Source organism: Pseudomonas fluorescens (assembly GCF_000730425.1).
In the GTDB taxonomy this organism is placed as follows: domain Bacteria; phylum Pseudomonadota; class Gammaproteobacteria; order Pseudomonadales; family Pseudomonadaceae; genus Aquipseudomonas; species Aquipseudomonas fluorescens_X.
In genome coordinates this window covers 5,301,742-5,325,356 of sequence record NZ_CP008896.1, presented here as the reverse complement: position 1 = coordinate 5,325,356, position 23,615 = coordinate 5,301,742, and the positions used below count along the sequence as shown (strand labels likewise).

The following is a 23,615-nucleotide window of genomic DNA, read 5'->3' as shown; positions in this document are numbered from 1 at the left end:
TTAAATGGCGCCCATTGTTCCAGTCATTACTGGGTTTGGGAACCCGTTGCCCCATGGGCGATCTTGGCTTTTTCGGCCTCCAAGCCCAATTGCTGGATCGCCGCCAGGTTGCTTTTACGCACGCTGTCGATAAAGCCCGTGAACGGCACATCGGTGATCCCCACCAGACCGAAATGACCATTTTCACCGTCCAGCAAACGCCCGGCCACCGGTTGATCGAGGTACTGGAACCAGTGCACGCCGACAATCGACGGCTCGGCCATGGCCTGCTTGAGGAAGGTCGCATAGGCTGGCCCGCGCGCCTCTTCCCTGGCCAATGGCGCCAAGCCGCCCCAGAACGGGCCACGGTCGGCCGAGCCGAAGTTGAACTCGCTGATCAGCACCGGTTTGTCCAATGCGCGCAGGGCCGCGAAATCGTAGCCATCCTGAGGCTTGAGGGTGTACATGTTGAAGCTCAACACATCGCAATACTGGGCGCAGGACGCCACAGCCTCCGGGGTACTGACCGCGTAGCGACCGCCCAGCAGCAACTGGTTGGGCGCATGCCATTTCAGCGCATCGGAGATGGTCTTGAAGTAGGCGTCGGCGAAGGTCTTCTGGAAGTACTGAAAATCAGCCTCGATTTCCGGATGCTCGGCACTGGGAACCGGCGGCTCGAAGCCTGGGTCTTCCATCAACTCCCAGCCAGCCAGGTGAATACCCCAGGCCTTGGAAAGGCCATCTTCGTTGCGGTATTTGTCGCGCAGTTGCTTGAGGAACGCACGTTTTGCCGGTACATCGGTGGTCATGCGCAGGGTGCCATAGGCCAGGGCATAGCGGGATTTTGCGTCATTGCCAGGACCGGCCCACGCCAGTTCGTTATCGGCAAAGAAGCCGATCAACCAGGGGTCGTCGCGATGGTCACGGGTGGCAATCGCCACGGCCCGCTCAGTGGCCATGGCAAAGCGCGGGTCGAAGGGATCGGGCATACCGCCCCACCAGTCGATACCGGTGCTGATACTGGTGTAGTCACCAATAATCGACAGAGGCAAGGTGTAAGGCACACGATCAGCGCCGACCAGTTGCGGGGCGCTCCAGTTGCCGACAGTGTTGAAACCCCAGCCCTGCAGGCGATCCAGGGTGTGGCCGACCCAACGGGCCTGGTCGAATCCTTCGGTGCCATAAGTGCGTTGCAGGTTCGCTCCGTAGAAATCGTACCAACGCCCCATATTGAATCCGCGCCCTGCATCGGCGCCATTGCCGCCACGGTTGTCGCCACTGCCGTAATACTTGTCCAAGGGCTCACCCGCCTTGGGCAGTGCGCCAAACATCCACTCGCGCCCGGCGACATAGGTCTGGCTGTTGGCCGGGCTCACAGTGTTGACGCCCAGGGAGTAGAACGGATGCCCCAACGGTGTCACCAGGTACCAGCGCCCGTCGCGCTTTTCGGTGCGAAAGAAGCCGCTGGCATCAAAAGCCGGACCCTTGGTGCTGCCGCCAAACTTGTCCAGAGCGCTTTTGTCACGCTCTGCGAGCCAGCCCTTGAGCTGTTGTTGCTCTTTGGCGGCAGCCGCTTTCAATTGCTCGTCGCTGCTGACTTTTTCCGGCCAACGCGCGCGGTTGGACTGCCCATAGGCATCCACCAGCTCACTGTAGGCAGCCTTGAGCACCGGCTCGCTGTCCTGCACGCCAAAGCGCTCCAGCAAGATGCTTTGCGCTGCAGCCGGCTTGATCATCGACAGGGTGACCGAGACCACCTGGCTGCGATCGATTTCGCCAGCACTTGCAGCCAGCATGACGCGCTGGCCGTCCACGGTGATCGGCATCGGCGGCCCGGCCTTCATCCCCTGGCTCAAGGACGAGTTGGCCAGCAGGGGCACCAGCAGGGTTTGCGCAGGCCCCGCCGGCAAATCGATACGACTGACCAGGGTCTTGCCGTCGCTGCTCTGCACCTTGACGTACAACGTCAACGCCCAGTCCATGGCGCTCTGGATGCGCAGGCTCATGGCGCTCGACTGCGACCAGTCCCACACACCGTTCTGCGGGCTGAGCACCAGGCTCGGTTCTGCCGCCGGGTTGAAGGTGATGCGGCGCAGCACCTCGCCTTCCGGGGTCTGTTCAGCGTTGTATTGCGGCAGGCTGGCGTCCTGGGTCGCCACCTTGACCACATCAGCCGGCCGGACAAAGTTGAACAGCGTCTGTTGTCCGGCCGGCGCAGCCAGCAATGGCGTGGCGAACAGCAGGGCAAAAAGAGCAGGCAGCGTGCGAATCATACGAACAAGGTTCTCCCAATCGGCCGGTGAATGGCCTGATGACATACATGAGATTGACCACGAAGTGGGCGAGTTCGCCCACAGTGGCTTAGGAAATTTCGCGCCGGAAAGGCGGCAAGGCATTAAGGATAGCCTTGCCATAGCGTTGGGTGACCAAACGACGGTCGAGCAGGGTGATCGTGCCCCGGTCCTCTTCAGTACGCAGCAAGCGACCACAGGCCTGGACCAGCTTCAACGAGGCATCCGGCACCGAGATCTCCATGAACGGATTGCCGCCACGGGCTTCGATCCACTCGGCCAGTGCAGCCTCGACCGGATCATCCGGCACCGAGAACGGGATCTTGGCGATCACCACGTGTTCACAGTAGGCACCGGGCAAGTCCACCCCTTCGGCAAAGCTCGCCAGGCCGAACAGTACACTGGAATCCCCGCCATCGACCCGCGCCTTGTGCTTGTTCAGGGTCTCCTGTTTTGACAGGTTGCCCTGAATAAACACCTGCTTGCGCCAGTCGCGATCGAGGCCGTCGAACACGTCCTGCATCTGTTTGCGCGATGAAAACAGTACCAGTGTGCCCTTGGAACCTTCGACCAGCGACGGCAGGTCACGAATGATTGCCGCTGTATGAGCCGCTGCATCCCGTGGATCGGCCCTGAGGTCCGGCACCCGCAGCACACCGGCATCGGCGTGATGGAACGGGCTAGGGACCACGGCAGTGACCGCCTTTTTCGGCAGGCCGGCACGCATGCGGAACCGGTCGAAGGTGCCCAGGGCGGTCAGGGTGGCCGAGGTCACCAGGGCGCCGTAGGCCACGTTCCACAGGTTGCGCCGGAGCATTTCCGCCGCGAGGATCGGGCTGGCGTTGACTTCGATATCGAACAACGCGCCACTCTCCGACAGCGTCAGCCAGCGAGCCATGGGCGGATTATCTTCCGGATCTTCGACGGTGAAGGCGGTCCACAACTCCCAGTTGCCCTGGGCGCGCGATAGCAGGCTGCCAAACAGCGGGTACCATTCTTCGGCCTGGTTGCTGGCAATGCCGATATTGACCTCGCCATCCATGCCTTCCTTGAGCAGGTCGGTCAGGCGGGTGAACAAATCGGTAAGGCGCGAAAAGCCCTTCTTCAACTCGACGCCCATCTCGCGCATATGCTCGGGAATCAGCCCGCCAACAAAGCGATGGCGCGGCCGTTCGCGACCTTCAACGTCTTCGCCGGGCTTGAAGTCTGCCACCTGCTCACAGGCACTGAACATGAACTGTTGCTGGGTCTTGATCTCCCGCGCCAGCTCCGGCACCTGCTCGATCAGCTTGCCCAGGTCCCCCGGTAGCGGGTGCTGGGCCAGCAGCTTGGTGAGGTTCTTGGCCGTGGTTTCCAGCCAGTCGGCAGTGGAACGCAGGCGCGTGTAGTGGGCGAAGTGGCCAATGGCCTTGTCCGGCAAGTGGTGGCCTTCGTCAAACACGTACAGGGTGTCGCGCGGGTCGGGCAGCACAGCACCGCCGCCCAGGGCCAGGTCGGCGAGGACCATGTCGTGGTTGGTGACAATCACGTCAACCTTGCCCATGCCTTCGCGGGCCTTGTAGAAGGCGCACTGGCCGAAGTTGGGGCAATGACGGTTGGTGCACTGGCTATGATCGGTGGTCAGGCGCGCCCAGTCGGCGTCTTCCAGGGCATTGGGCCAGCTATCGCGATCGCCATCCCATTTATTGCCGGCCAGTTTCTCGATCATGCTGGTAAACAGCTTCTGACTGGCTTCATCGACTTCGATCTTGAAGCCTTCTTCTTCAAACAGCGAAGCCGTGGCGGTTTGGGCATGCCCTTCCTGCAGCAGCACATCGAGCTTGGACAGGCACATATAGCGGCCACGGCCCTTGGCCAAGGCGAAGGTGAAGTTCAGGCCGCTGTTGCGCATCAGGTCCGGCAGGTCTTTGTAGACGATCTGCTCTTGCAGGGCCACGGTGGCGGTGGCAATCACCAGGCGCTTGCCAGCGGCCTTGGCGGTGGGAATCGCCGCCAGGCTGTAGGCCACGGTCTTGCCGGTACCGGTGCCGGCCTCGACAGCCACGACCGCAGGGTCGCCACTGCGCCGGCCTTCGTCGTCGGTGTCGATATCCCCGAGGACCTTGGCCACTTCGGCGATCATCAGGCGCTGGCCGTAGCGCGGTTTCAAGCTCTTGGCTTCGAGAAAACGCGAGTAGGCGCCCTGGATCGTGGTTTTGAGTTCAGTGCTGATCATGGATAGTCGGGCGCAAAAAACGCTGGATAAATTTTCAGTGGTTCGGATCGGCCGCTATCATACCCCGCTAATTAATCCCGCGCAGAACGGAGTACCTCAATGACAGTCTTTAGCCTGACCTACACCTTGCATGTATTGGCCGCCCTGGTATGGGTCGGTGGTATGTTTTTCGCCTGGATGATCCTGCGCCCGGCCGCTGGGGCAGTGCTTGAGGGGCCGGCACGGCTGAAACTGTGGATAAATGTGTTTCAGCGTTTTTTCGTGTGGGTCTGGGTCGCGGTGCTGATCTTGCCGATCAGTGGCGTCGGCTTGCTGCAATTGCGCTTCAGCGGGTTTGAAACCGCGCCGCGTTATGTGCAGGTGATGATGGGCTTGTATGTGGTGATGACGGCGCTTTTCATCCGCATCCAGGCGCTGAAGTTGCCCGAACTGCGGGCGGCGCTGGTGGCTGAGGATTGGCCGGCGGGTGCGGCGGCGTTGGGGCAGATTCGGCGATTGGTGGGGGTTAATCTGATTGTGGGGTTGGTCGTGGTAGCGGTGGCTTCGGCCAGGCCGATGTTCTGAGGCGACAAATCGCCCTGTAGGAGCCGGCTCGCCGGCGATGGTGTCCTTAGAGTAATCGCTGAATCAAGGGCCTCATCGCCGGAAAGCCGGCTCCTACAGTGTTTACAGCCGCTGAATGGTCACCGTGCCGGCAGGCCCAGCCGGCCCGGCCTGCCCTTCCAACCCTGGCCGGCCCTTCTCGCCCCCATCGGCGCGGTACACCAGGCACCCCTTGGACGCCCCTCCCTTGCCCGGTTTGCCGGCAACACCCGGCAAGCCGCCAGCACCGCCATCGACCCAGACCTTGATCTGCGCGCTCGGATAATCCTGCGGCAATTCGATACGCACCGCCGCACCCGCAGCCCCAGGCAGCCCGTCGCCACCGTTGTCGCCATTGGCGCCACGCCCGGCCGAACCCCACGCGCAACCCGGGTCTTCACCATTGGCCCCATCGAGCCCGGCATAGCCCTGGGCGCCGGTGCCACCACGGGCATCGACGGACAGTTCATCCGCGCTCAGTTGGGTGATCCGCAAGGTCAGGTCACGCCCCGGCCTGGCCGGTTTTTCATGGGTACCGGGCGCGCCACGGGAAGTGATCTGGCTGCCCTGCTCCAACTGTGCATGCCGTACCTGCAATTGCAGGGCCGAGGCGCTGGGCACAATGGCGATGCGCGCTTCGTGGCCCAGGTGCAGTTCGTCGACGGTCACCTGGGTGATATTCGCCGGAATCAACAAGGTGCCATAGTCGGCCACGTCCAGGCGCTCCAACTGCAGCACGCTGGTGCTGTTGGGCAAGCGCAGCAACGAATTGGTCTCGACACTGACGCTTTGGGCCAGGGCAATGGGGCTGACCAGCAGGGCCAGGAAAAAAACCTTACGCATGATTGCCATCCTTGTTGTCTTGGTCAGCCGTAGGCGCAGGCAGGCTCTTTATATGGAACATCCCCAGCAACAGGATCAGCAGGCGGTCACGCCAGGGGTGGGCACGATGTTTGACGCTGGCGTTGAACAACACCAACTCCAGAAGATGGATCAGCAACAACAGGCTGCCAACCAGGTTGACCAACAGATGAAATGGATTGGTCAGCGGTTTGAACAGATTGACTAGCGCAACTCCCCAGAACAGCAACGCCAGCAACTTCCCCAATCGCAAAAACAGCTTCATGCCCTACGCCCCCTGCACATTATTCTTTGGGCGCACAGTAACGAGTTCTACAGGCGATTTGCCAGTGAAGGATTAAAAAACTTGAGAAGGCGGCGACTTGGCGGCCAGATCGCCGAGGATTGTCGGAAGCTGCCGCCAGAAATGCCCCTGGAATCCCCTGGGGCATGGCGAGGCGCATTAGCGGTTGATCTGGATTTCCACGCGACGGTTCAGGGCGCGGCCGTCGGCGGTTTTATTGTCGGCCACCGGATGGGTTTCACCGGCGCCGGTCACCGACACAACGCTGCTGCGGGGCACGCCGGAGCTGACCAGATAGTCGGTCACCGAATGGGCGCGTTTTTCCGAGAGCTTCTGGTTGTAAGCATCTTTGCCGACATTGTCGGTATGCCCACTGACCCGCAATTGAGCACTCGGTGCTTCCTGCTTCAGGCGCGCGGCGACAGTGTCGAGCGTGGTTTTATCCGCCGCCGTCAGCCGGGCCGAGTCGAACTGGAAGTGCACATCACGAATCACGATGGTCTCTTCCTTGACCACCACCACTTCTTCGACGACGACCACCTCAGGTACTGGCGGGCAGCCATTGGCATCGACCTGCACGCCCTTGGGAGTGCCCGGGCACTGATCGCGGCTGTCAGGCACGCCATCGCCATCCTCATCACCGTCGCCATGCACCCAGCAATAGGCGCCGGCCATGCCGCCGATCAACAACGCACCGCCGCCGGCCCATGAGGAGCTCTCGGTAGCGCCCAGCGCGGCACCGGTTACACCGCCAAGGGCTGCACAGGTGGGCCAGTCGGTTTTCTGCAAGCCTGCGCAACCTGTCAATACTCCGGTTAGCAGAACCAAAGGTAGAGCTGTCCGCATGATGCTCATTTGATTTCTCCTGAGGGGTCGGCTGCAAGCCGATGGGTGGAGTAAAGACCGCTCTTTTCATCTGCGCCAGCGCGCCATACCCCCGTATTCATTGAGCGAATCCGCTTTTCCCGGCCGACAGGCCACCGCCGCTCTAGGCCCGCACGCTCAAGCAGGCTAGTCTTCACGGTTCTGATGTGAGGATCTTCGATGACCGCCGGTAATTCTTCCCGTACGCCGCAGCAATCACTGGCTGCCCTGCTTGATCGCCAAGCGCCCAAACGCCTGCTGGTATTGGGTACCGGCAACTTCCCGGCGCTGGATGCGTTCAAGCTGGCACACCCTGGTACCGTTGTCTGCGCGGCAGGGCCCGGGCCATTGCCCGCCGAACTGGCCGCCCAGCGATTTGACCTGGCCCTGGTGGTCGACTGCCTGGAGCACCTGTCAAAACGTGCAGGCCTGGAGTTGCTTGGCGGCGCGCGCAACCTCAACGCCAGCCGCATCGCTGTCCTCGCCGACCTGGCTGCCTGTGGCTGGAAAGACACCGACTTTTTCTCCCTGGCCCTGCAAACCAGCGAGCAGTTTTGCCGCGACAATCAGGTACTGACGCTGTTTACCTATGATCTGCTTGAATACAAACAAGTGCCGGACTGGCTGAACGCCCGATTCTGGGCCAACCCGGAAAATTTCGGAAAGTATTGGTGGTAACCATGAGTACATCCATTTGCCCTTGTGGCAGCGGCAACCTGTTGGATGCCTGTTGCGGCCATTACCACACTGGCCACCCCGCACCCTGCGCCACTGCATTGATGCGCTCACGCTACAGCGCCTATGTGCTGGGGCTGGTGGACTATCTGGTGGCGACCACGCTACCGGCACAACAGAGCGGCCTGGACCGTGACGCCATCGGGGCCTGGAGCGCGCAAAGCACCTGGCTGGGCCTGGAAGTGGAAAGTTCGGAAGTGTTTGGTGGGCAACCGGAACATGCCTTCGTCACCTTTACCGCGCGCTGGCATGACAGCACCGGTGAACACAGCCACCGGGAACAGTCTTCCTTCGTACAGAACGATGGACGCTGGTACTTTATTGATCCTACGGTGGAGGTGAAAGCCGGGCGTAATGACATTTGCTTGTGTGGCAGCGGGCAAAAGTTCAAGAAGTGCTGTTCCGGCTATCTGTAAAAATCCGCTTCTTTGCAGGAGCGAGCTTGCTCGCAAAGAAGGCAAGAGCACCGTATTTATCCAGACTGCCCTCGTCATCGTTGACGACCATCGCCGGCAAGCCGGCTCCTACAAGGGATTACGTCATGGTCAGCCGATTACGAACCTATAGCTGTTTACTGGCCCTGACCGTTGGTCTCTCGGGCTGTGCGTCCTGGTTCGCCGATGACACCCCGCCCCCGCAAACCCATCTGGTCAAGGTCGAACTGGTGCGCGCCAAACTGCTGGAGCAGAAATTCAAGCTGCACTTTCGTGTGGATAACCCCGGCGACTCGGACCTCACCGTGCGCGGCCTGATCTACAAGATCAGCCTGGCTGACGTGGAACTGACCGAGGGCGAGTCCGACGAGTGGCTGACGATTGCGCCCCATGGCCGGGGATTTTTCAAGGTCACGGTGCGCACCAACCTGTGGCCACAGGTGCGGGAAATCGCCGACCTGCTGAAAAACCCGGACCGCCCCATCCCCTATCGTCTGGAGGGAGAGTTGAAAACCGGATTATTCATCGGTAACGACGTGCACGTGATGCGCAATGGCGAGATAATCCCCGGCGATTTTATTCCGGAGCGACACCAATGACCCAGCAACCCCATGTCCATGGTCCTGACTGCAACCACGATCACGATCACCATGATCACGACCATGGTCATGTCCACGGCCCTAACTGCGGCCATGCCCACCAGGAGCCGGTGCGCAATGCCTTGAAAGACGTTGGCCGCAACGATCCATGCCCATGCGGCAGTGAGAAAAAGTTCAAGAAGTGCCACGGCGCCTGATACGCCTCATGTAGACGTCGGCCTGTCGGTTTTTCAGGCACACCGCCATGCCAACAAGCCGGCGCCTACGGTTCTATCGATAGAGCCAAATATTTCATTGAATTTTCCCTAATCGACCGTTACCTATACCTACAGGCATCTCAGCGGGCGTCCTACCCGTTCAAGCATCACCAATCCTGGAGAGCTTCATGATCGACCTGTATTACTGGACCACCCCCAACGGTCACAAGATTTCGTTGTTCCTGGAAGAAGCCGGCCTGCCCTACGAGGTGCATCCGATCAATATCGGCCAGGGCGACCAGTTCAAGCCAGACTTCCTGAAGATCGCTCCCAACAACCGCATTCCCGCCATTGTCGATCAGCAACCGAGCGACGGCGGCGCGCCCATTTCCCTGTTTGAATCCGGTGCCATCCTGCTGTACCTCGCAGAAAAAACCGGCCAGTTCCTGCCCACGGACCTGCGCGGCCGCCAGGAGGCGCTGCAATGGCTGTTCTGGCAAATGGGCGGCCTGGGGCCGATGGCCGGGCAGAATCACCATTTCAGCCAGTTCGCCCCGGAAAAAATCCCCTACGCCATCAAACGCTATGTCGATGAAACCGCGCGCCTCTATGGCGTGCTGGACCGGCGCCTGGCCGACCGCAGCTTCGTGGCCGGCGAGGCCTATAGCATTGCCGACATGGCGATCTACCCGTGGATCGTGTCCCACAAATGGCAGAGCCAGCGCCTGGAAGACTTCCCCCATCTGCATCGCTGGTTCAACCTGGTCAAGGAACGCCCCGCGACTGTGCGGGCCTATGACTTGGTACAGAAGGTCAACCCACCGAAATCCTGACCGTACCCGGTAGGAACCGGCTTGCCGGCGAAGATCGTTAACGAAAACGCTGAGTGCCTGGATAAGCGTGGCGCCTGGTAGTTTTTCGCCGGCAAGCCGGCTCCTGCAGGGGTTTGTGAGTGTTTGAAAAAATTAGCATCGCCTCCCGCTTGCGTCGGTTCGCCGCGCTCACTAACGTAGCGCCTTTACTGACGCTACCCCCCGCAGGAGCTTTGCCATGGCCTCGCCAGCCCTCTCACGTTTACTTCCCCGGTTCGGCGTTGCCGCGGCAGTGGCCAGTGCCTTGGGCCTGGCCGGTTGCCAGTCCCTGAACAGCCAGGACACTCTGCCTCCCGTCTCCGGTGTACAGCCGCTCAAGGGCCTGGCGCAAAATGTCTCTGTACGGCGCAACAGCCAGGGTATGCCGCTGATTGAAAGCAACACCTTCCACGACGCGTTGTTCACCCTCGGTTATGTGCACGCCAGCGACCGGATCAACCAGATGGTCACCCTGCGCCTGCTGGCCCAGGGCCGCCTGGCAGAAATGTCCGGGCCGGACATGCTGGATGTCGACCGCTTCATGCGCGCCGTCAACCTGAAGAAAAGCGCCAGCGAGCTGTACAACGCTTCGTCGCCACGCCTCAAGCGCTTCTTCGAAGTGTATGCGCGCGGGGTCAATGCCTACCTGTTCCGCTACCGTGACAAACTGCCGACGGACCTGGCCCAGACTGGCTACAAGCCCGAGTACTGGAAGCCGGAAGATTCGGCGCTGCTGTTCTGCCTGCTCAATTTCAGTGAGTCGGCCAACCTGCAGGAAGAGTTGTCTGCCCTGGTACTGGCGCAAAAAGTCGGCGCCGACAAACTCGCCTGGCTGACCCCAAGCTACCCGGACGAGCCGCTGCCTGCGGCGGAGTCCGACAAGCTTAAGGGCGTCAACCTCGGGCAGATTCCCGGCCTTGCCACGCTCAACAGCATCAACGAGCGCCTGGGTAGCCTCAATACCCTTGGGGTTTCCATCTCCAGCAACTGGGCCATCGCCCCACAACGCAGTCGCAGCGGTCGCAGCCTGCTGGCGAATGACCTGTCGACGCCGATGCAGGTACCCTCCCTGTGGAATTTCGTACAAATCCGCGCGCCAAAATACCAGGCGGTCGGGGTGTCGATCGCCGGGATTCCTACGCTGTTGTCAGGCTTCAACGGCAAGGTGGCCTGGAGCATGAGCCAGGTGTCCGGCGATACTCAGGACCTGTTCCTGGAGAAGGTCAGGCGCCAGGGCAGTGCGCTGTACTACGAGCACAACGGCAAATGGCTGCCGGCCATCGTGCGTAACGAAACCTTCTTCGCCAAGGGCCAGCGGCCAATTCGCGAAGCGGTGTACGAAACCCGCCACGGGCCGTTGCTCAACACCGCCCAGTCGCTGACCAGCGGCTACGGCCTAGCCCTGCAAACCGCCGATTTCAAGGACGACAAGAGCCTTGATGCGTTTTTCGACCTGTCCCGGGCACAGAACGTGGAAAAAGCCTCGGACGCCAGCCGCGAAATTCGTGCCATCCCCCTGAACATGGTATTTGCCGACGCCAGCAACATCGGCTGGCAGGTCACCGGGCGTTTCCCCAACCGCCGCGAAGGTGAAGGCCTGCTGCCATCGCTAGGCTGGGACGGGCGCTTTGACTGGGACGGCTACGCCGACGCGATGTTGCACCCCTATGATCAGGACCCGCCTCAGGGTTGGGTCGGCACCGCCAACCAGCGCAGCGTGCCCCACGGCTACGGTATGCAACTGTCCAACTCCTGGGCCGCGCCGGAACGCAGCGAACGCCTGGCGCAACTGGCCGGCAACGGCAAGCACGACAGCCGCAGCGTGATCGCCATGCAGTACGACCAGACCACACTGTTCGCCGCCAAACTCAAAGGCATGTTCCAGGCACCGGGCATGGCCCAGCCTCTGAAACAGGCGATAGATGCCCTGCCGGCCGCCGAACGGGGCAAGGCCCGGGAGGCCCTGGGCCGCCTGATGGCATTCGATGGGCGCCTGGCAGCCACCTCAGCCGACGCCGCGATCTACCAGTTGTTCCTTCAGGAAAGCGCCAAGCAGATTTTCCTCGACGAACTGGGCCCGGAAACCAGCCCCACCTGGAAGGCCTTTGTTAGCAACGCCAACCTGTCCTACGCGGCCCAGGCCGATCACCTGTTGGCCCGTGAAGACAGCCCTTTCTGGGATGACCTGCGCACCCCCGTCAAAGAAGACAAGCCGGCGATTCTCGCCCGCAGCCTGGCCGCCGCGATCACCGCTGGCGACAGCCAATTGGGCGCAGATCATAAAGCCTGGCAATGGGGCAAACTGCACAGCTACACCTGGAAGAACACCCGTGGCCAGGCCCTGCGTGGCCCGGTAGCGGCAGGTGGCGATCACACCACCTTGAACGCAGCGCCCTACAACTGGGGGCAGGATTTCGCCACCACCCAAGTCCAGGCCCTGCGCTTGATTGTGGATTTCGGCCAGGTTGAGCCGATGATGGGCCAGGGCGGGATCGGCCAATCCGGCAACCCTGCCAGCCCAAACTATGCCAATGGCATCGAGCCATGGCTCAAGGCACAGTACCTGAGCTTCCCGATGCAGCCGCAGAACTTTGACAAGGTGTATGGCAAGACCCGTCTGACCCTGATCCCTGGGAAATAACCCGATGCAGGAACTGCCAGCGATCGCGGTGTACCCACCAGCACTTCGGTGCCTGGTGCATTGTTATCGCCGGCAAGGGTTCCTACACGGGGCGTGGAGGCGTCAGGCCACAGGCGCGGGTGGGGGCTCGTCCGGCAGGGTGGGTACGCCAGGCTCGATGGGTTGTTCGGGGGTATCGGGGTCAGGCTGGCCAGGAATGCCGCCGGCGGCGGGGTCGGCCATCAGGGACCAGGCCAGAACACCAATCTGATTGGGTTCCAGCCGGGCAAGTTCGGCGCTGATTCGCGGGTCGATCTTCATAGGGTACTCCTCAAGCGTGGCTCGGCGCGCTGTGCACGCACCGAGGCAGTACACCCAATAGAGTGCCTGCCCGCTGACAAATTCCCTTGCCCTGTAAGACGTTTCGATCAGGTACGTGGCAGGGTGACGCCGCGCTGGCCCTGGTACTTGCCGCCACGGTCCTTATAGGACACTTCGCACTCTTCATCGGATTCAAAGAACAACATCTGCGCCACGCCTTCATTGGCGTAGATCTTGGCTGGCAAGGTGGTGGTGTTGGAGAACTCCAGGGTCACATGACCTTCCCATTCCGGCTCAAGCGGCGTCACGTTGACGATAATGCCGCAGCGCGCGTAGGTGCTCTTGCCCAGGCAGATGGTCAGGACATTGCGCGGGATACGGAAGAACTCGACGGTGCGCGCCAGGGCGAAGGAGTTTGGCGGGATGATGCACACGTCACTCTTCACATCGACGAAGCTCTTTTCATCGAAGTTTTTCGGATCGACGGTAGCCGAGTTGATGTTGGTGAAGACCTTGAACTCATCGGCGCAACGCACATCGTAGCCGTAGCTGGAAACCCCGAACGAAATCAGGCGTTCGGCGCCCTCACCGCGCATCTGGCGCTCGACGAAGGGTTCGATCATGCCGTGCTCTTGCGCCATGCGGCGAATCCACTTGTCCGATTTGATGCTCATGGCGGGTGTCCTGAATAGCGAGGTGGAAAATTCTGTTGGGCATCTTACCGGGGCTGGCCTTGCGGTTCAAAGGACGCGGGGGATTTTCTTGATTAAGTTGCCCCCAGCCACTGCCAGCCACATGAACCGGGCCCTGCCCCTGAATTGACGGGGCGCAGGCCTGTAAAGGGCACCGCCAGTCACGAAAATAGAGAAACCTTCGGAAATACCATTGGCACGTTCCGGAAAAAGGGTTAAGGTGGCGCCACTGTGCTGCTTGTGTCACTGAGAATCTCTACACGATGTTGAATTTCGATCCAACCATCTCCAAGAATTTTTCCTGCTCTTTGCACTCAGTCTCGGCCAGGGCTTTTCCTGAGTCGCAGTTAACTTTGTCCAAGGAGATACACCATGTCTAATCGCCAAACTGGTACCGTTAAGTGGTTCAACGATGAAAAAGGCTTCGGCTTCATCACTCCACAATCCGGTGACGACCTGTTCGTTCACTTCAAAGCTATCCAATCCGACGGCTTCAAAAGCCTGAAAGAAGGCCAACAGGTTTCTTTCATCGCTACTCGCGGTCAGAAAGGCATGCAAGCTGAAGAAGTTCAAGTTATCTAACTTGTACTGACTTAGTCGAAAGAACCCCGCCCTTAAAAGCGGGGTTTTTTTATGCCTGCCATTCGGTCGGTATGGTCGAGCACAAAAAATGTGGGAGCGGGCTTGCCCGCGAATGCGGTGGATCAGTCAGTACATCTGTCGACTGATACTGCGCATTCGCGAGCAAGCCCGCTCCCACATTGGCTCAAGCGTCTTATTGAAACAACGACTCACTCGACAAACCATTCTTCTCCAGGATCTCCCGCAAGCGCTTGAGACCCTCTACCTGGATCTGCCGCACCCGCTCACGGGTCAAGCCGATCTCCAGACCAACATCTTCCAAAGTGCTGCTTTCATGGCCACGCAAGCCGAAGCGGCGAATCACCACCTCGCGCTGCTTGTCCGTCAGCTCCGAAAGCCATTGGTCGATGCTTTGTGACAAGTCATCGTCCTGCAACAGCTCGCACGGATCCGTTGGACGGTCATCCGTAAGGGTGTCCAGCAGGGTTTTATCCGAATCCGGACCCAGCGAGACATCGACCGAAGACACACGCTCATTGAGACCCAGCATGCGCTTGACCTCTCCCACCGGTTTTTCCAGCAGGTTGGCGATCTCTTCAGGCGAAGGTTCATGATCAAGTTTCTGGGTGAGCTCACGTGCTGCCCGCAGGTAGACGTTCAGCTCCTTGACGACATGAATCGGCAACCGGATGGTCCGGGTCTGATTCATGATTGCCCGTTCGATAGTCTGGCGAATCCACCACGTAGCGTAGGTCGAGAAGCGAAAACCCCGCTCGGGGTCAAACTTCTCTACTGCCCGGATCAGGCCGAGGTTGCCCTCTTCGATCAGGTCCAACAGGGACAGCCCACGATTGACGTAGCGCCGGGCGATTTTCACCACCAGGCGCAGGTTGCTTTCAATCATGCGCTTGCGCCCAGCCGGATCGCCCTTTTGCGACAATCGCGCAAAATGGACTTCTTCTTCGGGAGTGAGCAAGGGGGAAAAGCCGATTTCATTGAGGTACAACTGGGTCGCATCAAGCGCCCGGGTGTAATCAATATACTTATGCTGTTTTAACGCTGTGGAGTTTTTGGACTTGGTACGAACTGAAGGTACAGCGGGTCCCTCATTCGACATCGATTCCGTACCGATGCCGGTCTCCATAAGGAGAACCTCATCGTCGATGTCAAACTCCGGCGCTTCTTTACTGAGAGCCATTGTTATAGTCCTTTGGTGAGTTCGACCTCAAGCTCAAGCGACGCCTTTATCCTTGGCAACGCTGGAGCCTGTTCCTTCTACGTGAGGGAACAGGCTGGCAACACATCAACGCCGGGGCAGGAATTGCAGTGGATCTACAGGTTTACCCTGGCGGCGAATCTCAAAATGCAGTTTCACCCGGTCTGTACCAGTCGACCCCATTTCGGCAATTGTCTGTCCGACTTTGACCTGCTGCCCCTCCCGAACCAACAACCTGCGGTTATGACCGTAGGCACTGACGTAGGTATCGCTGTGTTTGATGATGACCAACTCGCCGTAGCCCCGTAAACCACTCCCGGCGTATACAACAGTCCCATCAGACGCAGCTAAAACAGGCTGTCCCAAATCCCCGGCGATATCAATGCCTTTATTCAAACTACCGTTTGAAGAGAATTTTCCAATGAGGATGCCATTTGAGGGCCATCCCCAACCGGTCGGCGCAGGGCCAGCAGGTGGTAACGGCGCGGGTGCCGGCTTGCTGGCAACCTTAGGTGCAACGGTGCCTGCAGGCCGGGTGAAGACCGTAGTCTTGCTGGAAGAAGAGGCCGATGAACCGGATTTTGTCACAACTGCCGTGGGCGCCGAACCGGTGCGGCCATCGAAACGGATGGTTTGCCCCGGACGTATCGTATATGGCACAGGAATGTTGTTACGCGCGGCCAGCGCCTTGTAATCCCAGCCATAACGGAAGGCGATGGAGAACAGGGTATCGCCCTTGCGCACGACGTACTGCCCGGTGGTTACCGTAGGCCGTTGCGGTGCCGCACTGTTGCGGTCGACGACCCGCGCCCCGCTGCCTGTGCTGGAGCAGGCAGCCAACAAGGAACTCAAGACAAGGCCAATCACCAGTCGCTGAAAGCTCGTTTTACTCATACGCTGCGCAATGACTGTGAGACTCACCCGCCGCTCCCTTTGTGATGGCTGAAACATGAACGCCTGTATCAGGCTTGAAATATGTCGCAAGTATAACTGGCTGCCAGACTTTAACCGGCAACAAGGCAGAAACGAAAAATTCATCTCGTTTAATAACTACCTAACTTGATGTTGACTCAATGAACCCCGCTGTAAGACACATACCCGGCAATAGAATTCAGTATGCCGTCATAAATGATCAGGCCAGTGGACCATTGAGCAAGGGAACAAAACGCACTGCCCCGAGGACATGCCGGGAAAAACCCTCTTCTTCGCGCACGATCAACATCAGTTGCTGCACTTCGCCAGAACCCACCGGAATCACCAGGCGCCCGCCCGGAGCCAATTGGTCAAGCAGCGCCTGGGGCACATCGGTAGCCACCGCAGTCACGATGATGCCGTTGTAGGGCGCCAATGCTGGCCAGCCTTCCCAACCGTCACCCCAGCGAAAGACCACGTTGCGCAGGTTCAACTCCACCAGGCGCTCCTTGGCCCGGTCCTGCAGGACCTTGATCCGCTCGACAGAAAACACCCGCTCCACCAATTGCGAGAGTACTGCGGTCTGGTAGCCAGAGCCGGTACCGATCTCCAGCACCTTGTCCAACGGGCCCGCTGCCAGCAGCAACTCGCTCATCCGCGCCACCATATAGGGCTGGGAGATAGTCTGGTTGTGCCCAATAGGCAGCGCGGTGTCTTCGTAGGCACGATGGGCCAGGGCCTCATCGACAAACAGATGGCGCGGAGTACGGCGGATGACTTCCAGCACCTGGGCGTTGGACAATCCCTCCTCATAAAGCCGCTGGATCAAACGCTCACGGGTGCGTTGGGAGGTCATGCCAATGCCCCGGCGCAACAGGTCGTCCTGTTCACGAGCCATCAGCGCAGCCCCTCCAGCCAGGGTTCGAGACCCCCGAAAGCATCATTGAAGGTGCGATCAAGTTGCAGCGGGGTAATCGAAACATAACCTTGCATCACCGCATGAAAGTCAGTGCCCGGCCCGCCATCTTCGGCATCGCCCGCCGCAGCAATCCAGTAGCCTTCCCTGCCACGGGGATCGACCACTTTCAGGGGGGCTGCGGCGCGAGAGCGGTGGCCCAGGCGGGTCAACTGGATACCGCGAATATGGTCCAGGGGCAGATTGGGGATATTGACGTTGAGCACCGTGCGCGGCGGCAGGACCAGACTGCCGTGGGCCTCCACCAGCCGGCGCGCGAAATACGCGGCGCTCGCCAGGTTATCCACCTGCCGCGACGCCAGTGAAAAGGCGAATGCCGTGCGTCCCAGGAAGCGCCCTTCAAGGGCCGCCGCCACAGTACCGGAATACAGCACGTCATCGCCCAGGTTGGCGCCCAGGTTGATCCCGGAAACCACCAGGTCCGGCTCATCGGCCAGCAAGCTGTTGATTGCCAGGTGCACGCAATCGGTCGGCGTGCCATTGACGCTGATAAAGCCGTTGGCCAGCGTCTGCGGGTGCAAGGGACGGTCGAGCGTCAGCGAACTGCTGGCGCCGCTTTTGTCCTGGTCCGGGGCAACCACCACGCACTCGGCGTAATCTGCCAGCGCAGCATGAAGCGCGGCAAGGCCGGGTGCGGTGACCCCGTCGTCGTTAGATATCAGAATACGCATGGGCTGTCCGTCTGCCCCACCGGCACCAGATCAACAAGCTCGCGCACCAAGACAGTGGCGAAGCATCCGGCCGGCAGGACGAATTCCAATTGCAGAATGTCAGTCTCGGGATAATGCCACGTCAACCCGCCAATGGGCAGTCGCAGAATGCGACGTTCCTGGCTCATGCCGGCTTTGGCCAGCCAATCGCACAGATCTGCCTCGCTCGCTGCGACAGCCTGCTCCAGCTCATGGGTGGCGCCAGTGGCGGGAGAATCGCCTTCACCCCATTGCGGGCCGGTGGGATGCAGGTCGAGGATCGCCAGGCGTGGGTCACTGCACTGCGCCTCACCGGCCGGGAAAAAACTGCGGCTATCGGTGAATGCCAGCAGGTCACCGACCTGGGCGCGCTGCCACGAACCGTCGACAACCCGCGCCGCCAGCACTTTATTGAACAAGAAGCTACGTGCACTCGACAGCAGGCGCGAACGCACATTGCGCTGCTCCGGCAAGGCCTTGCGGGCCGCCCAGTCACGGGCATCGACGACGTTGCCACCGTCATGGCCAAATCGCTGGGAGCCGAAATAGTTGGGGATACCGTGCTTGGCAATCAATTGCAGGCGCGCATCGATAGCGGCCTGATCGCCAGCCAGTTGGGTCAGACGCAGGGTAAAACCGTTGGCCGCATGCGCGCCACGCTGCAACTTGCGCTTGTGGCGGGCGGTCTTGAGGATCTTAAGGGTGTCGTTTTGCGCCGCACTCAGGTCGGGATCGGCCTTGCCCGGCAGTTGCACGCTGAACCACTGGCGCGTCAGCGCCTGGCGGTCCTTGAGGCCGGCATAGCTGACGGTGCGCAACGGCACACCAGCGGCCTTGGCAATGCGCCGCGCGGCCTCTTCGGTGTTCAGGCCACGCTTTTCCACCCACAGCCAGAGGTGCTCACCCTCGCCGGTCAGCGGGATATCCAGCACCTCGTCCACCTGGAAATCTTCGGCAGTCGCCTTGAGCACAGCACTGCCCAGCGCGTCGCCATAAGCCCGCGGGCCCAACAGTTGCAGTTCGTTCATGCGCGCAGCAACAAGGCAACAGAGTGCACCGCGATGCCCTCTTCACGACCGGTAAACCCGAGCTTTTCGGTAGTGGTGGCTTTCACGTTCACTTGATCCAGTTCTATCTGCAGGTCAGCGGCAATCGCTGCACGCATCGATTCGATATGCGGAACCATTTTGGGTGCCTGGGCAACGATGGTGTTATCGACATTGCCGACCTTCCAGCCTTTGGCATGGATCAGGCCGACCACATGCCGCAGCAGTACGCGGCTGTCCGCGCCCTTGAACGTGGGATCGGTGTCTGGAAAGTGTTTGCCGATATCACCCAACGCCGCTGCGCCGAGCAAGGCATCGCTCAAGGCATGCAGCACAACGTCGCCGTCGGAATGAGCCAGCAACCCATGGTGGTGCGCAATGCGCACGCCGCCCAGAGTGATGAAGTCGCCTTCGGCGAAACGGTGCACATCATAGCCGTGGCCAATACGCATAAAAAAACGCCCCGATTTAATTCAGGGCGTGATTCTACCTACTTTTGCCGGACATTAACCGAGCAAAGCACGTCCATGATGACGCAAGTGGTCCTCGATGAAGCTGGCGATAAAGAAGTAGCTGTGGTCGTAGCCCGGTTGCAGGCGCAACTCCAACGCATGGCCGGCGGCCTTGGCCGCTTGCTGCAAGGCCTCGGGCTTGAGCTGGGTGGCCAGGAAGTCGTCGCGATCGCCCTGATCCACCAGCAGCGGGAGTTTTTCCGAGGCGTCACTGATCAGCACACAGGCGTCCCATTCACGCCACTTGGAGCGTTCCTCTCCCAAGTAGCGAGAAAAAGCTTTTTGGCCCCAAGGGCAATCCATCGGATTATTGATCGGCGAAAACGCCGACACCGACCGATAGCGCCCCGGGTTGCGCAGGGCGCACACCAGTGCGCCATGCCCCCCCATGGAGTGCCCACTGATGCCACGCTTATCGGACGCTGGGAAATGCGCTTCAACCAACGCAGGCAATTCCTGCACTACATAGTCATGCATCCGATAATGCCGGGCCCAAGGCTCCTGGGTGGCATTGAGGTAGAAACCCGCCCCCAGGCCAAAGTCCCAGGCATTGTCCGGATCGCCCGGCACACCCGGGCCACGGGGGCTGGTGTCCGGCGCGACGATGATCAACCCCAGTTCGGCCGCCACGCGCTGCGCGCCAGCCTTCTGCATGAAGTTCTCATCGGTACAGGTCAGCCCCGACAGCCAGTACAACACTGGCAACTTGCCACCTTGCTCCGCCTGGGGCGGCAGGTACACGGCAAAGGTCATGTCGCAATCCAGCGCAGCGGAATGATGTTTATAACGCTTATGCCAGCCGCCGAAGCTCTTCTGGCATGACAGGTTTTCCAGACTCATGGCCGACCTCAGAAATGGATGACGGTACGAATGCTCTTGCCTTCATGCATCAGGTCGAATGCCTTATTGATATCTTCCAGGCCCATGGTGTGGGTGATGAAGGTATCCAGGGGAATTTCGCCGGTCTGGGCCATGTCCACATAACTTGGCAGCTCGCTGCGGCCACGCACGCCACCGAATGCCGAACCACGCCAGACGCGACCGGTCACCAACTGGAACGGACGTGTGGCGATTTCCTGGCCAGCACCGGCGACACCGATGATCACCGACTCGCCCCAGCCCTTGTGGCAGCACTCAAGGGCTGCACGCATCAGTTGGACATTGCCGATGCACTCGAAGGAAAAGTCCACGCCGCCATCGGTCAAATCGACAATCACATCCTGGATCGGGCGGTCGTAGTCTTTCGGATTGATGCAGTCGGTGGCGCCCAGTTGCTTGGCGATCTCGAACTTGGCCGGGTTGATATCGATAGCGATGATGCGACCGGCCTTGGCCTTCACCGCACCAATCACCGCCGACAAGCCAATCCCGCCCAGGCCGAAGATGGCCACGGTATCGCCTGGCTTGACCTTGGCGGTGTTGATCACCGCACCGATCCCGGTGGTGACACCACAGCCCAACAGACAGACTTTTTCCAGCGGGGCTTCTTTGGGAATCCTGGCCACGGAGATTTCCGGCAACACGGTGTACTCGGAAAAGGTCGAAGTCCCCATGTAGTGGAAAATCGGCTGGCCCTTGTAGGAAAAACGCGTGGTACCGTCCGGCATCAGACCTTTGCCCTGGGTTGCGCGAATGGCCTGGCACAGGTTGGTCTTGCCCGACAGGCAGAATTTGCACTTGCCGCATTCCGGGGTGTACAGCGGGATCACGTGATCGCCCACCGCAACCGAGGTCACGCCCTCGCCAATCGCTTCAACTACCGCGCCACCCTCGTGACCAAGGATCGACGGGAAGATACCTTCCGGATCGGCGCCCGACAGGGTGTAGGCATCAGTATGGCAAACCCCGGAAGCGACCACGCGCAACAGGACTTCACCGGCCTTGGGCATGGCCACATCCACTTCCACAATCTCCAGTGGTTTCTTGGCCTCGAAGGCGACAGCGGCGCGCGACTTGATCATCCGGGTTTCTCCAGGAACTTTAAAAGTGAGACGGGCAGTGTAAAACATGGCTCATTGATGAATAATCCAGTCAAAAGCAAAACATTATTGCTGTACAGGGACAATCACCATGCTGGAAAACCGCTGGGAAGGCATCGATGAGTTCGTTGCCGTGGCCGAATGCAGCCAGTTCACGGCCGCCGCCGAACGCCTTGGTGTGTCTTCGTCCCATATCAGCCGCCAGGTGGCACGCCTGGAAGAGCGCCTGCAGACCCGCCTGCTCTACCGCAGCACCCGGCGCGTTACGCTGACCGAGGCCGGGCAAACCTTCCTGCAACATTGTCAACGCCTGCAAGACGGACGCGAAGAAGCCCTGCGCGCCGTGGGCGACCTGACCAGCGAACCCAAGGGCATGTTGCGCATGACTTGCGCCGTGGCCTATGGCGAACGCTTTATCGTGCCGCTGGTCACGCGCTTCATGGGGCTGTATCCGCAATTGCGGGTGGATATCGAACTGAGCAACCGCCCCCTCGACCTGGTGCATGAAGGCCTGGACCTGGCAATTCGCCTGGGTCGCCTGCAAGACTCACGGATGGTCGCCAGCCGCCTTGCCCCCCGGCGCATGTATCTGTGCGCGTCACCGTCCTACCTGGAGCGGTATGGGCGCCCACATAGCTTGTCGGAACTGAGCCGGCATAACTGCCTGATCGGCAGTTCGGATATTTGGCAGTTGGCCCAGGATGGGCGCGAGTTTTCCCAGAGGGTGCAGGGAAACTGGCGCTGCAACAGTGGGCAAGCGGTACTGGATGCGGCGCTACAGGGCGTAGGGCTGTGCCAGCTGCCGGATTACTACGTACTGGAGCACTTGCACAGCGGCGCGCTGGTTTCACTGCTTGAGGCCCATCAACCGCCAAATACGGCGGTGTGGGCGCTCTATCCGCAGCAGCGGCATTTATCGCCGAAGGTGCGCAAGTTGGTAGAGTTCTTGAAGGAGGGGTTGGCTGGGCGGCCGGAGTACGGTGGGTGATCTGCGGTATCAGGCCTGCGATGAAGTCACCTCGATCCAGAGCCTAGCGGCGATTAGCCCACCGCAACCTGAGCCACTCCAGGTCCTCCGGCCGGGTCACCTTGATATTGTCCGAGCGCCCTTCGATCAGGCGCGGCGCCTGGCCGGACCATTCCATGGCCGAGGCTTCATCGGTGATGACCGCATCGGCCACCAGGCTATCGGCCAAGGCACGATGCAAGGCGCCCAGGCGGAACATTTGCGGTGTGTAGGCTTGCCAGATCGGGCTGCGGTCAATGGTTTCCACCACCCGTCCGTGCCTGTCGACACGCTTGAGGGTGTCGCGGGCCGGAACAGCCAGCAAGCCGCCCACCGGGTCATCCGCCAGCTGCGCCAATAACGTGTCGAGATCTTCGCGGCTCAGGTTCGGCCGTGCGGCATCGTGCACCAGTACCCAGTCGTCATCGCTGGCGCCCAGGGCATTGAGTTGCAGCAACGCATTGAGCACTGAACCTGAGCGCTCCGAGCCACCCTCTGCGCGCTGGATACGCGGATCCCCAGCACACGCCAGGCTGGGCCAGTAGGGATCATCCACAGCCAGGCTGACCACCAGCCCCTTGAGGCTCGGATGGTCGAGGAAACAGCCTAGGCTGTGTTCGAGAATAGTGCGCCCGCCCAACAGCAGATATTGCTTGGGACGGTCCGCAGCCATGCGGGCACCCACGCCCGCGGCAGGAATCACGGCCCAGAAGGCCGGCAAACAGGAATTCATTGGGCCAACTGGTAGAGGGTTTCGCCCTCCTTGACCATGCCCAACTCATGGCGAGCCCGTTCTTCAACGGTCTCCATGCCTTTTTTCAACTCAAGCACTTCGGCATCGAGCACACGGTTACGCTCCAGCAACACCTCGTTCTCGGCGTGCTGCGCGGCAATTTGCTGGGTCAGGTCGGTTACCTGCGCCAAGCTGCCATTGCCCACCCAAAGGCGGTACTGCAGGCCAGCCAGCAGCAAGAGCAAGACGAGGAACAACCAATTGGGACTGCGCATCGAATATCGGGTATCCAGTGAAAAAAGACAGCCATGCAAAACTTTTGAAGCAACTGATAGCACGAAGCCTGGAAGAACCAGGCTTGTGCTTGATAGGCATCAGATTAGTGCGCAAATTCACTCTAAAGCGAGTTTTCCGACACAATCCGTTGTCTTTTTACCATC

26 protein-coding genes are annotated in these 23,615 nt (G+C 60.3%); 9 read left to right on the top strand and 17 right to left on the bottom strand.

Annotated elements, in window-relative coordinates; genetic code table 11:
* Positions 1-26 precede the first annotated feature (26 nt).
* Entirely contained in the window at positions 27-2,252 is a 2,226-nt protein-coding gene (locus tag HZ99_RS23855; RefSeq protein WP_051903238.1) for a beta-galactosidase, read from the bottom strand.
* An 88-nt stretch (positions 2,253-2,340) separates the two neighbouring features.
* Positions 2,341-4,485, bottom strand: coding sequence for an ATP-dependent DNA helicase DinG (gene dinG / locus HZ99_RS23850; RefSeq protein WP_038446502.1), 2,145 nt, complete (start codon positions 4,483-4,485; stop codon positions 2,341-2,343).
* A 99-nt stretch (positions 4,486-4,584) separates the two neighbouring features.
* Here dinG and HZ99_RS23845 point away from each other — a divergent pair, with 99 nt between their 5' ends.
* The gene (locus HZ99_RS23845) at positions 4,585-5,049 is read left to right on the top strand and encodes a CopD family protein (protein ID WP_038446501.1); all 465 of its coding nucleotides are present in this window, start codon (positions 4,585-4,587) and stop codon (positions 5,047-5,049) included.
* Positions 5,050-5,151: 102 nt separating this feature from the next.
* On the opposite strand, the gene HZ99_RS23840 is transcribed toward HZ99_RS23845, so the two are convergent.
* The 3 genes from HZ99_RS23840 to HZ99_RS23830 all read right to left on the bottom strand — a co-directional run bounded on the left by HZ99_RS23840 (position 5,152) and on the right by HZ99_RS23830 (position 7,066).
* A complete protein-coding gene (locus HZ99_RS23840) occupies positions 5,152-5,910 on the bottom strand; it encodes a hypothetical protein (RefSeq protein WP_038446500.1) in 759 nt (252 codons plus the stop codon).
* Positions 5,903-6,193, bottom strand: coding sequence for a DUF1145 domain-containing protein (locus tag HZ99_RS23835; protein ID WP_038446498.1), 291 nt, complete (start codon positions 6,191-6,193; stop codon positions 5,903-5,905). The genes HZ99_RS23840 and HZ99_RS23835 overlap by 8 nt, the downstream gene beginning before the upstream one ends.
* Positions 6,194-6,370: 177 nt before the next feature.
* Positions 6,371-7,066 (bottom strand): OmpA family protein, encoded by a 696-nt coding sequence (locus tag HZ99_RS23830; RefSeq protein ID WP_038446497.1) that lies wholly within the window; start codon positions 7,064-7,066, stop codon positions 6,371-6,373.
* Positions 7,067-7,255: 189 nt separating this feature from the next.
* Here HZ99_RS23830 and HZ99_RS23825 point away from each other — a divergent pair, with 189 nt between their 5' ends.
* The 6 genes from HZ99_RS23825 (at position 7,256) to HZ99_RS23800 (ending at position 12,532) form a co-directional block, all read left to right on the top strand.
* Positions 7,256-7,753 carry a DUF6231 family protein gene (locus HZ99_RS23825; RefSeq protein WP_038446495.1) on the top strand — a complete coding sequence of 166 codons (498 nt, stop codon included), beginning with the start codon at positions 7,256-7,258 and terminating at the stop codon, positions 7,751-7,753.
* A 2-nt stretch (positions 7,754-7,755) separates the two neighbouring features.
* Complete coding sequence (locus HZ99_RS23820) at positions 7,756-8,226, top strand: YchJ family protein (protein WP_038446494.1); 471 nt, start codon at positions 7,756-7,758, stop codon at positions 8,224-8,226.
* A gap of 125 nt (positions 8,227-8,351) precedes the next feature.
* Complete coding sequence (locus HZ99_RS23815) at positions 8,352-8,843, top strand: LEA type 2 family protein (protein ID WP_038446493.1); 492 nt, start codon at positions 8,352-8,354, stop codon at positions 8,841-8,843.
* Complete coding sequence (locus HZ99_RS23810) at positions 8,840-9,040, top strand: SEC-C metal-binding domain-containing protein (protein ID WP_003189235.1); 201 nt, start codon at positions 8,840-8,842, stop codon at positions 9,038-9,040. Before HZ99_RS23815 ends, HZ99_RS23810 begins: the two co-directional genes overlap by 4 nt.
* Positions 9,041-9,228: 188 nt before the next feature.
* The gene (locus HZ99_RS23805) at positions 9,229-9,873 is read left to right on the top strand and encodes a glutathione S-transferase N-terminal domain-containing protein (RefSeq protein WP_038446492.1); all 645 of its coding nucleotides are present in this window, start codon (positions 9,229-9,231) and stop codon (positions 9,871-9,873) included.
* A 217-nt stretch (positions 9,874-10,090) separates the two neighbouring features.
* On the top strand, positions 10,091-12,532 hold the full coding sequence (locus HZ99_RS23800) for a penicillin acylase family protein (protein ID WP_038446490.1): 2,442 nt from the start codon (positions 10,091-10,093) through the stop codon (positions 12,530-12,532).
* 102 nt (positions 12,533-12,634) lie between these two features.
* Here the strand turns inward: HZ99_RS23800 and HZ99_RS23795 are convergent, their stop codons facing one another.
* Positions 12,635-12,832, bottom strand: coding sequence for a hypothetical protein (locus HZ99_RS23795; protein ID WP_038446489.1), 198 nt, complete (start codon positions 12,830-12,832; stop codon positions 12,635-12,637).
* A gap of 107 nt (positions 12,833-12,939) precedes the next feature.
* Positions 12,940-13,506 (bottom strand): dCTP deaminase, encoded by a 567-nt coding sequence (dcd, locus tag HZ99_RS23790; RefSeq protein WP_003219273.1) that lies wholly within the window; start codon positions 13,504-13,506, stop codon positions 12,940-12,942.
* Between the two features lie 390 nt (positions 13,507-13,896).
* Between dcd and HZ99_RS23785 the strand changes: the two genes are divergently transcribed.
* Positions 13,897-14,106 carry a cold-shock protein gene (locus tag HZ99_RS23785; RefSeq protein ID WP_002554837.1) on the top strand — a complete coding sequence of 70 codons (210 nt, stop codon included), beginning with the start codon at positions 13,897-13,899 and terminating at the stop codon, positions 14,104-14,106.
* A gap of 193 nt (positions 14,107-14,299) precedes the next feature.
* Here the strand turns inward: HZ99_RS23785 and rpoS are convergent, their stop codons facing one another.
* The 8 genes from rpoS to HZ99_RS23745 form a co-directional block, all read right to left on the bottom strand.
* A complete protein-coding gene (gene rpoS, locus HZ99_RS23780) occupies positions 14,300-15,304 on the bottom strand; it encodes an RNA polymerase sigma factor RpoS (protein ID WP_038446486.1) in 1,005 nt (334 codons plus the stop codon).
* Between the two features lie 105 nt (positions 15,305-15,409).
* Positions 15,410-16,243, bottom strand: coding sequence for a peptidoglycan DD-metalloendopeptidase family protein (locus HZ99_RS23775; protein ID WP_038448179.1), 834 nt, complete (start codon positions 16,241-16,243; stop codon positions 15,410-15,412).
* Positions 16,244-16,454: 211 nt separating this feature from the next.
* Positions 16,455-17,090, bottom strand: coding sequence for a protein-L-isoaspartate(D-aspartate) O-methyltransferase (locus HZ99_RS23770; protein WP_169865481.1), 636 nt, complete (start codon positions 17,088-17,090; stop codon positions 16,455-16,457).
* A 41-nt stretch (positions 17,091-17,131) separates the two neighbouring features.
* Positions 17,132-17,881 (bottom strand): 5'/3'-nucleotidase SurE, encoded by a 750-nt coding sequence (surE, locus tag HZ99_RS23765; protein ID WP_038446485.1) that lies wholly within the window; start codon positions 17,879-17,881, stop codon positions 17,132-17,134.
* Positions 17,869-18,927, bottom strand: coding sequence for a tRNA pseudouridine(13) synthase TruD (gene truD / locus HZ99_RS23760; RefSeq protein ID WP_038446483.1), 1,059 nt, complete (start codon positions 18,925-18,927; stop codon positions 17,869-17,871). Before truD ends, surE begins: the two co-directional genes overlap by 13 nt.
* Positions 18,924-19,397: a 2-C-methyl-D-erythritol 2,4-cyclodiphosphate synthase gene (gene ispF, locus HZ99_RS23755; protein WP_038446481.1), complete on the bottom strand. Its 474-nt coding sequence runs from the start codon at positions 19,395-19,397 to the stop codon at positions 18,924-18,926. The genes truD and ispF overlap by 4 nt, the downstream gene beginning before the upstream one ends.
* 54 nt (positions 19,398-19,451) lie before the next feature.
* Positions 19,452-20,297 (bottom strand): S-formylglutathione hydrolase, encoded by an 846-nt coding sequence (fghA, locus tag HZ99_RS23750; protein ID WP_038446479.1) that lies wholly within the window; start codon positions 20,295-20,297, stop codon positions 19,452-19,454.
* Positions 20,298-20,305: 8 nt separating this feature from the next.
* Complete coding sequence (locus tag HZ99_RS23745) at positions 20,306-21,418, bottom strand: S-(hydroxymethyl)glutathione dehydrogenase/class III alcohol dehydrogenase (protein WP_038446478.1); 1,113 nt, start codon at positions 21,416-21,418, stop codon at positions 20,306-20,308.
* 109 nt (positions 21,419-21,527) lie between these two features.
* Between HZ99_RS23745 and HZ99_RS23740 the strand changes: the two genes are divergently transcribed.
* Positions 21,528-22,424 (top strand): LysR substrate-binding domain-containing protein, encoded by an 897-nt coding sequence (locus HZ99_RS23740; RefSeq protein WP_038446476.1) that lies wholly within the window; start codon positions 21,528-21,530, stop codon positions 22,422-22,424.
* 43 nt (positions 22,425-22,467) lie between these two features.
* Here the strand turns inward: HZ99_RS23740 and ispD are convergent, their stop codons facing one another.
* Positions 22,468-23,175, bottom strand: a complete 708-nt coding sequence (ispD, locus tag HZ99_RS23735) for a 2-C-methyl-D-erythritol 4-phosphate cytidylyltransferase (RefSeq protein WP_038446475.1) — start codon at positions 23,173-23,175, stop codon at positions 22,468-22,470.
* The gene (ftsB, locus tag HZ99_RS23730; protein WP_029297251.1) at positions 23,172-23,450 is read right to left on the bottom strand and encodes a cell division protein FtsB; all 279 of its coding nucleotides are present in this window, start codon (positions 23,448-23,450) and stop codon (positions 23,172-23,174) included. The genes ispD and ftsB overlap by 4 nt, the downstream gene beginning before the upstream one ends.
* Positions 23,451-23,615: the final 165 nt, after the last annotated feature.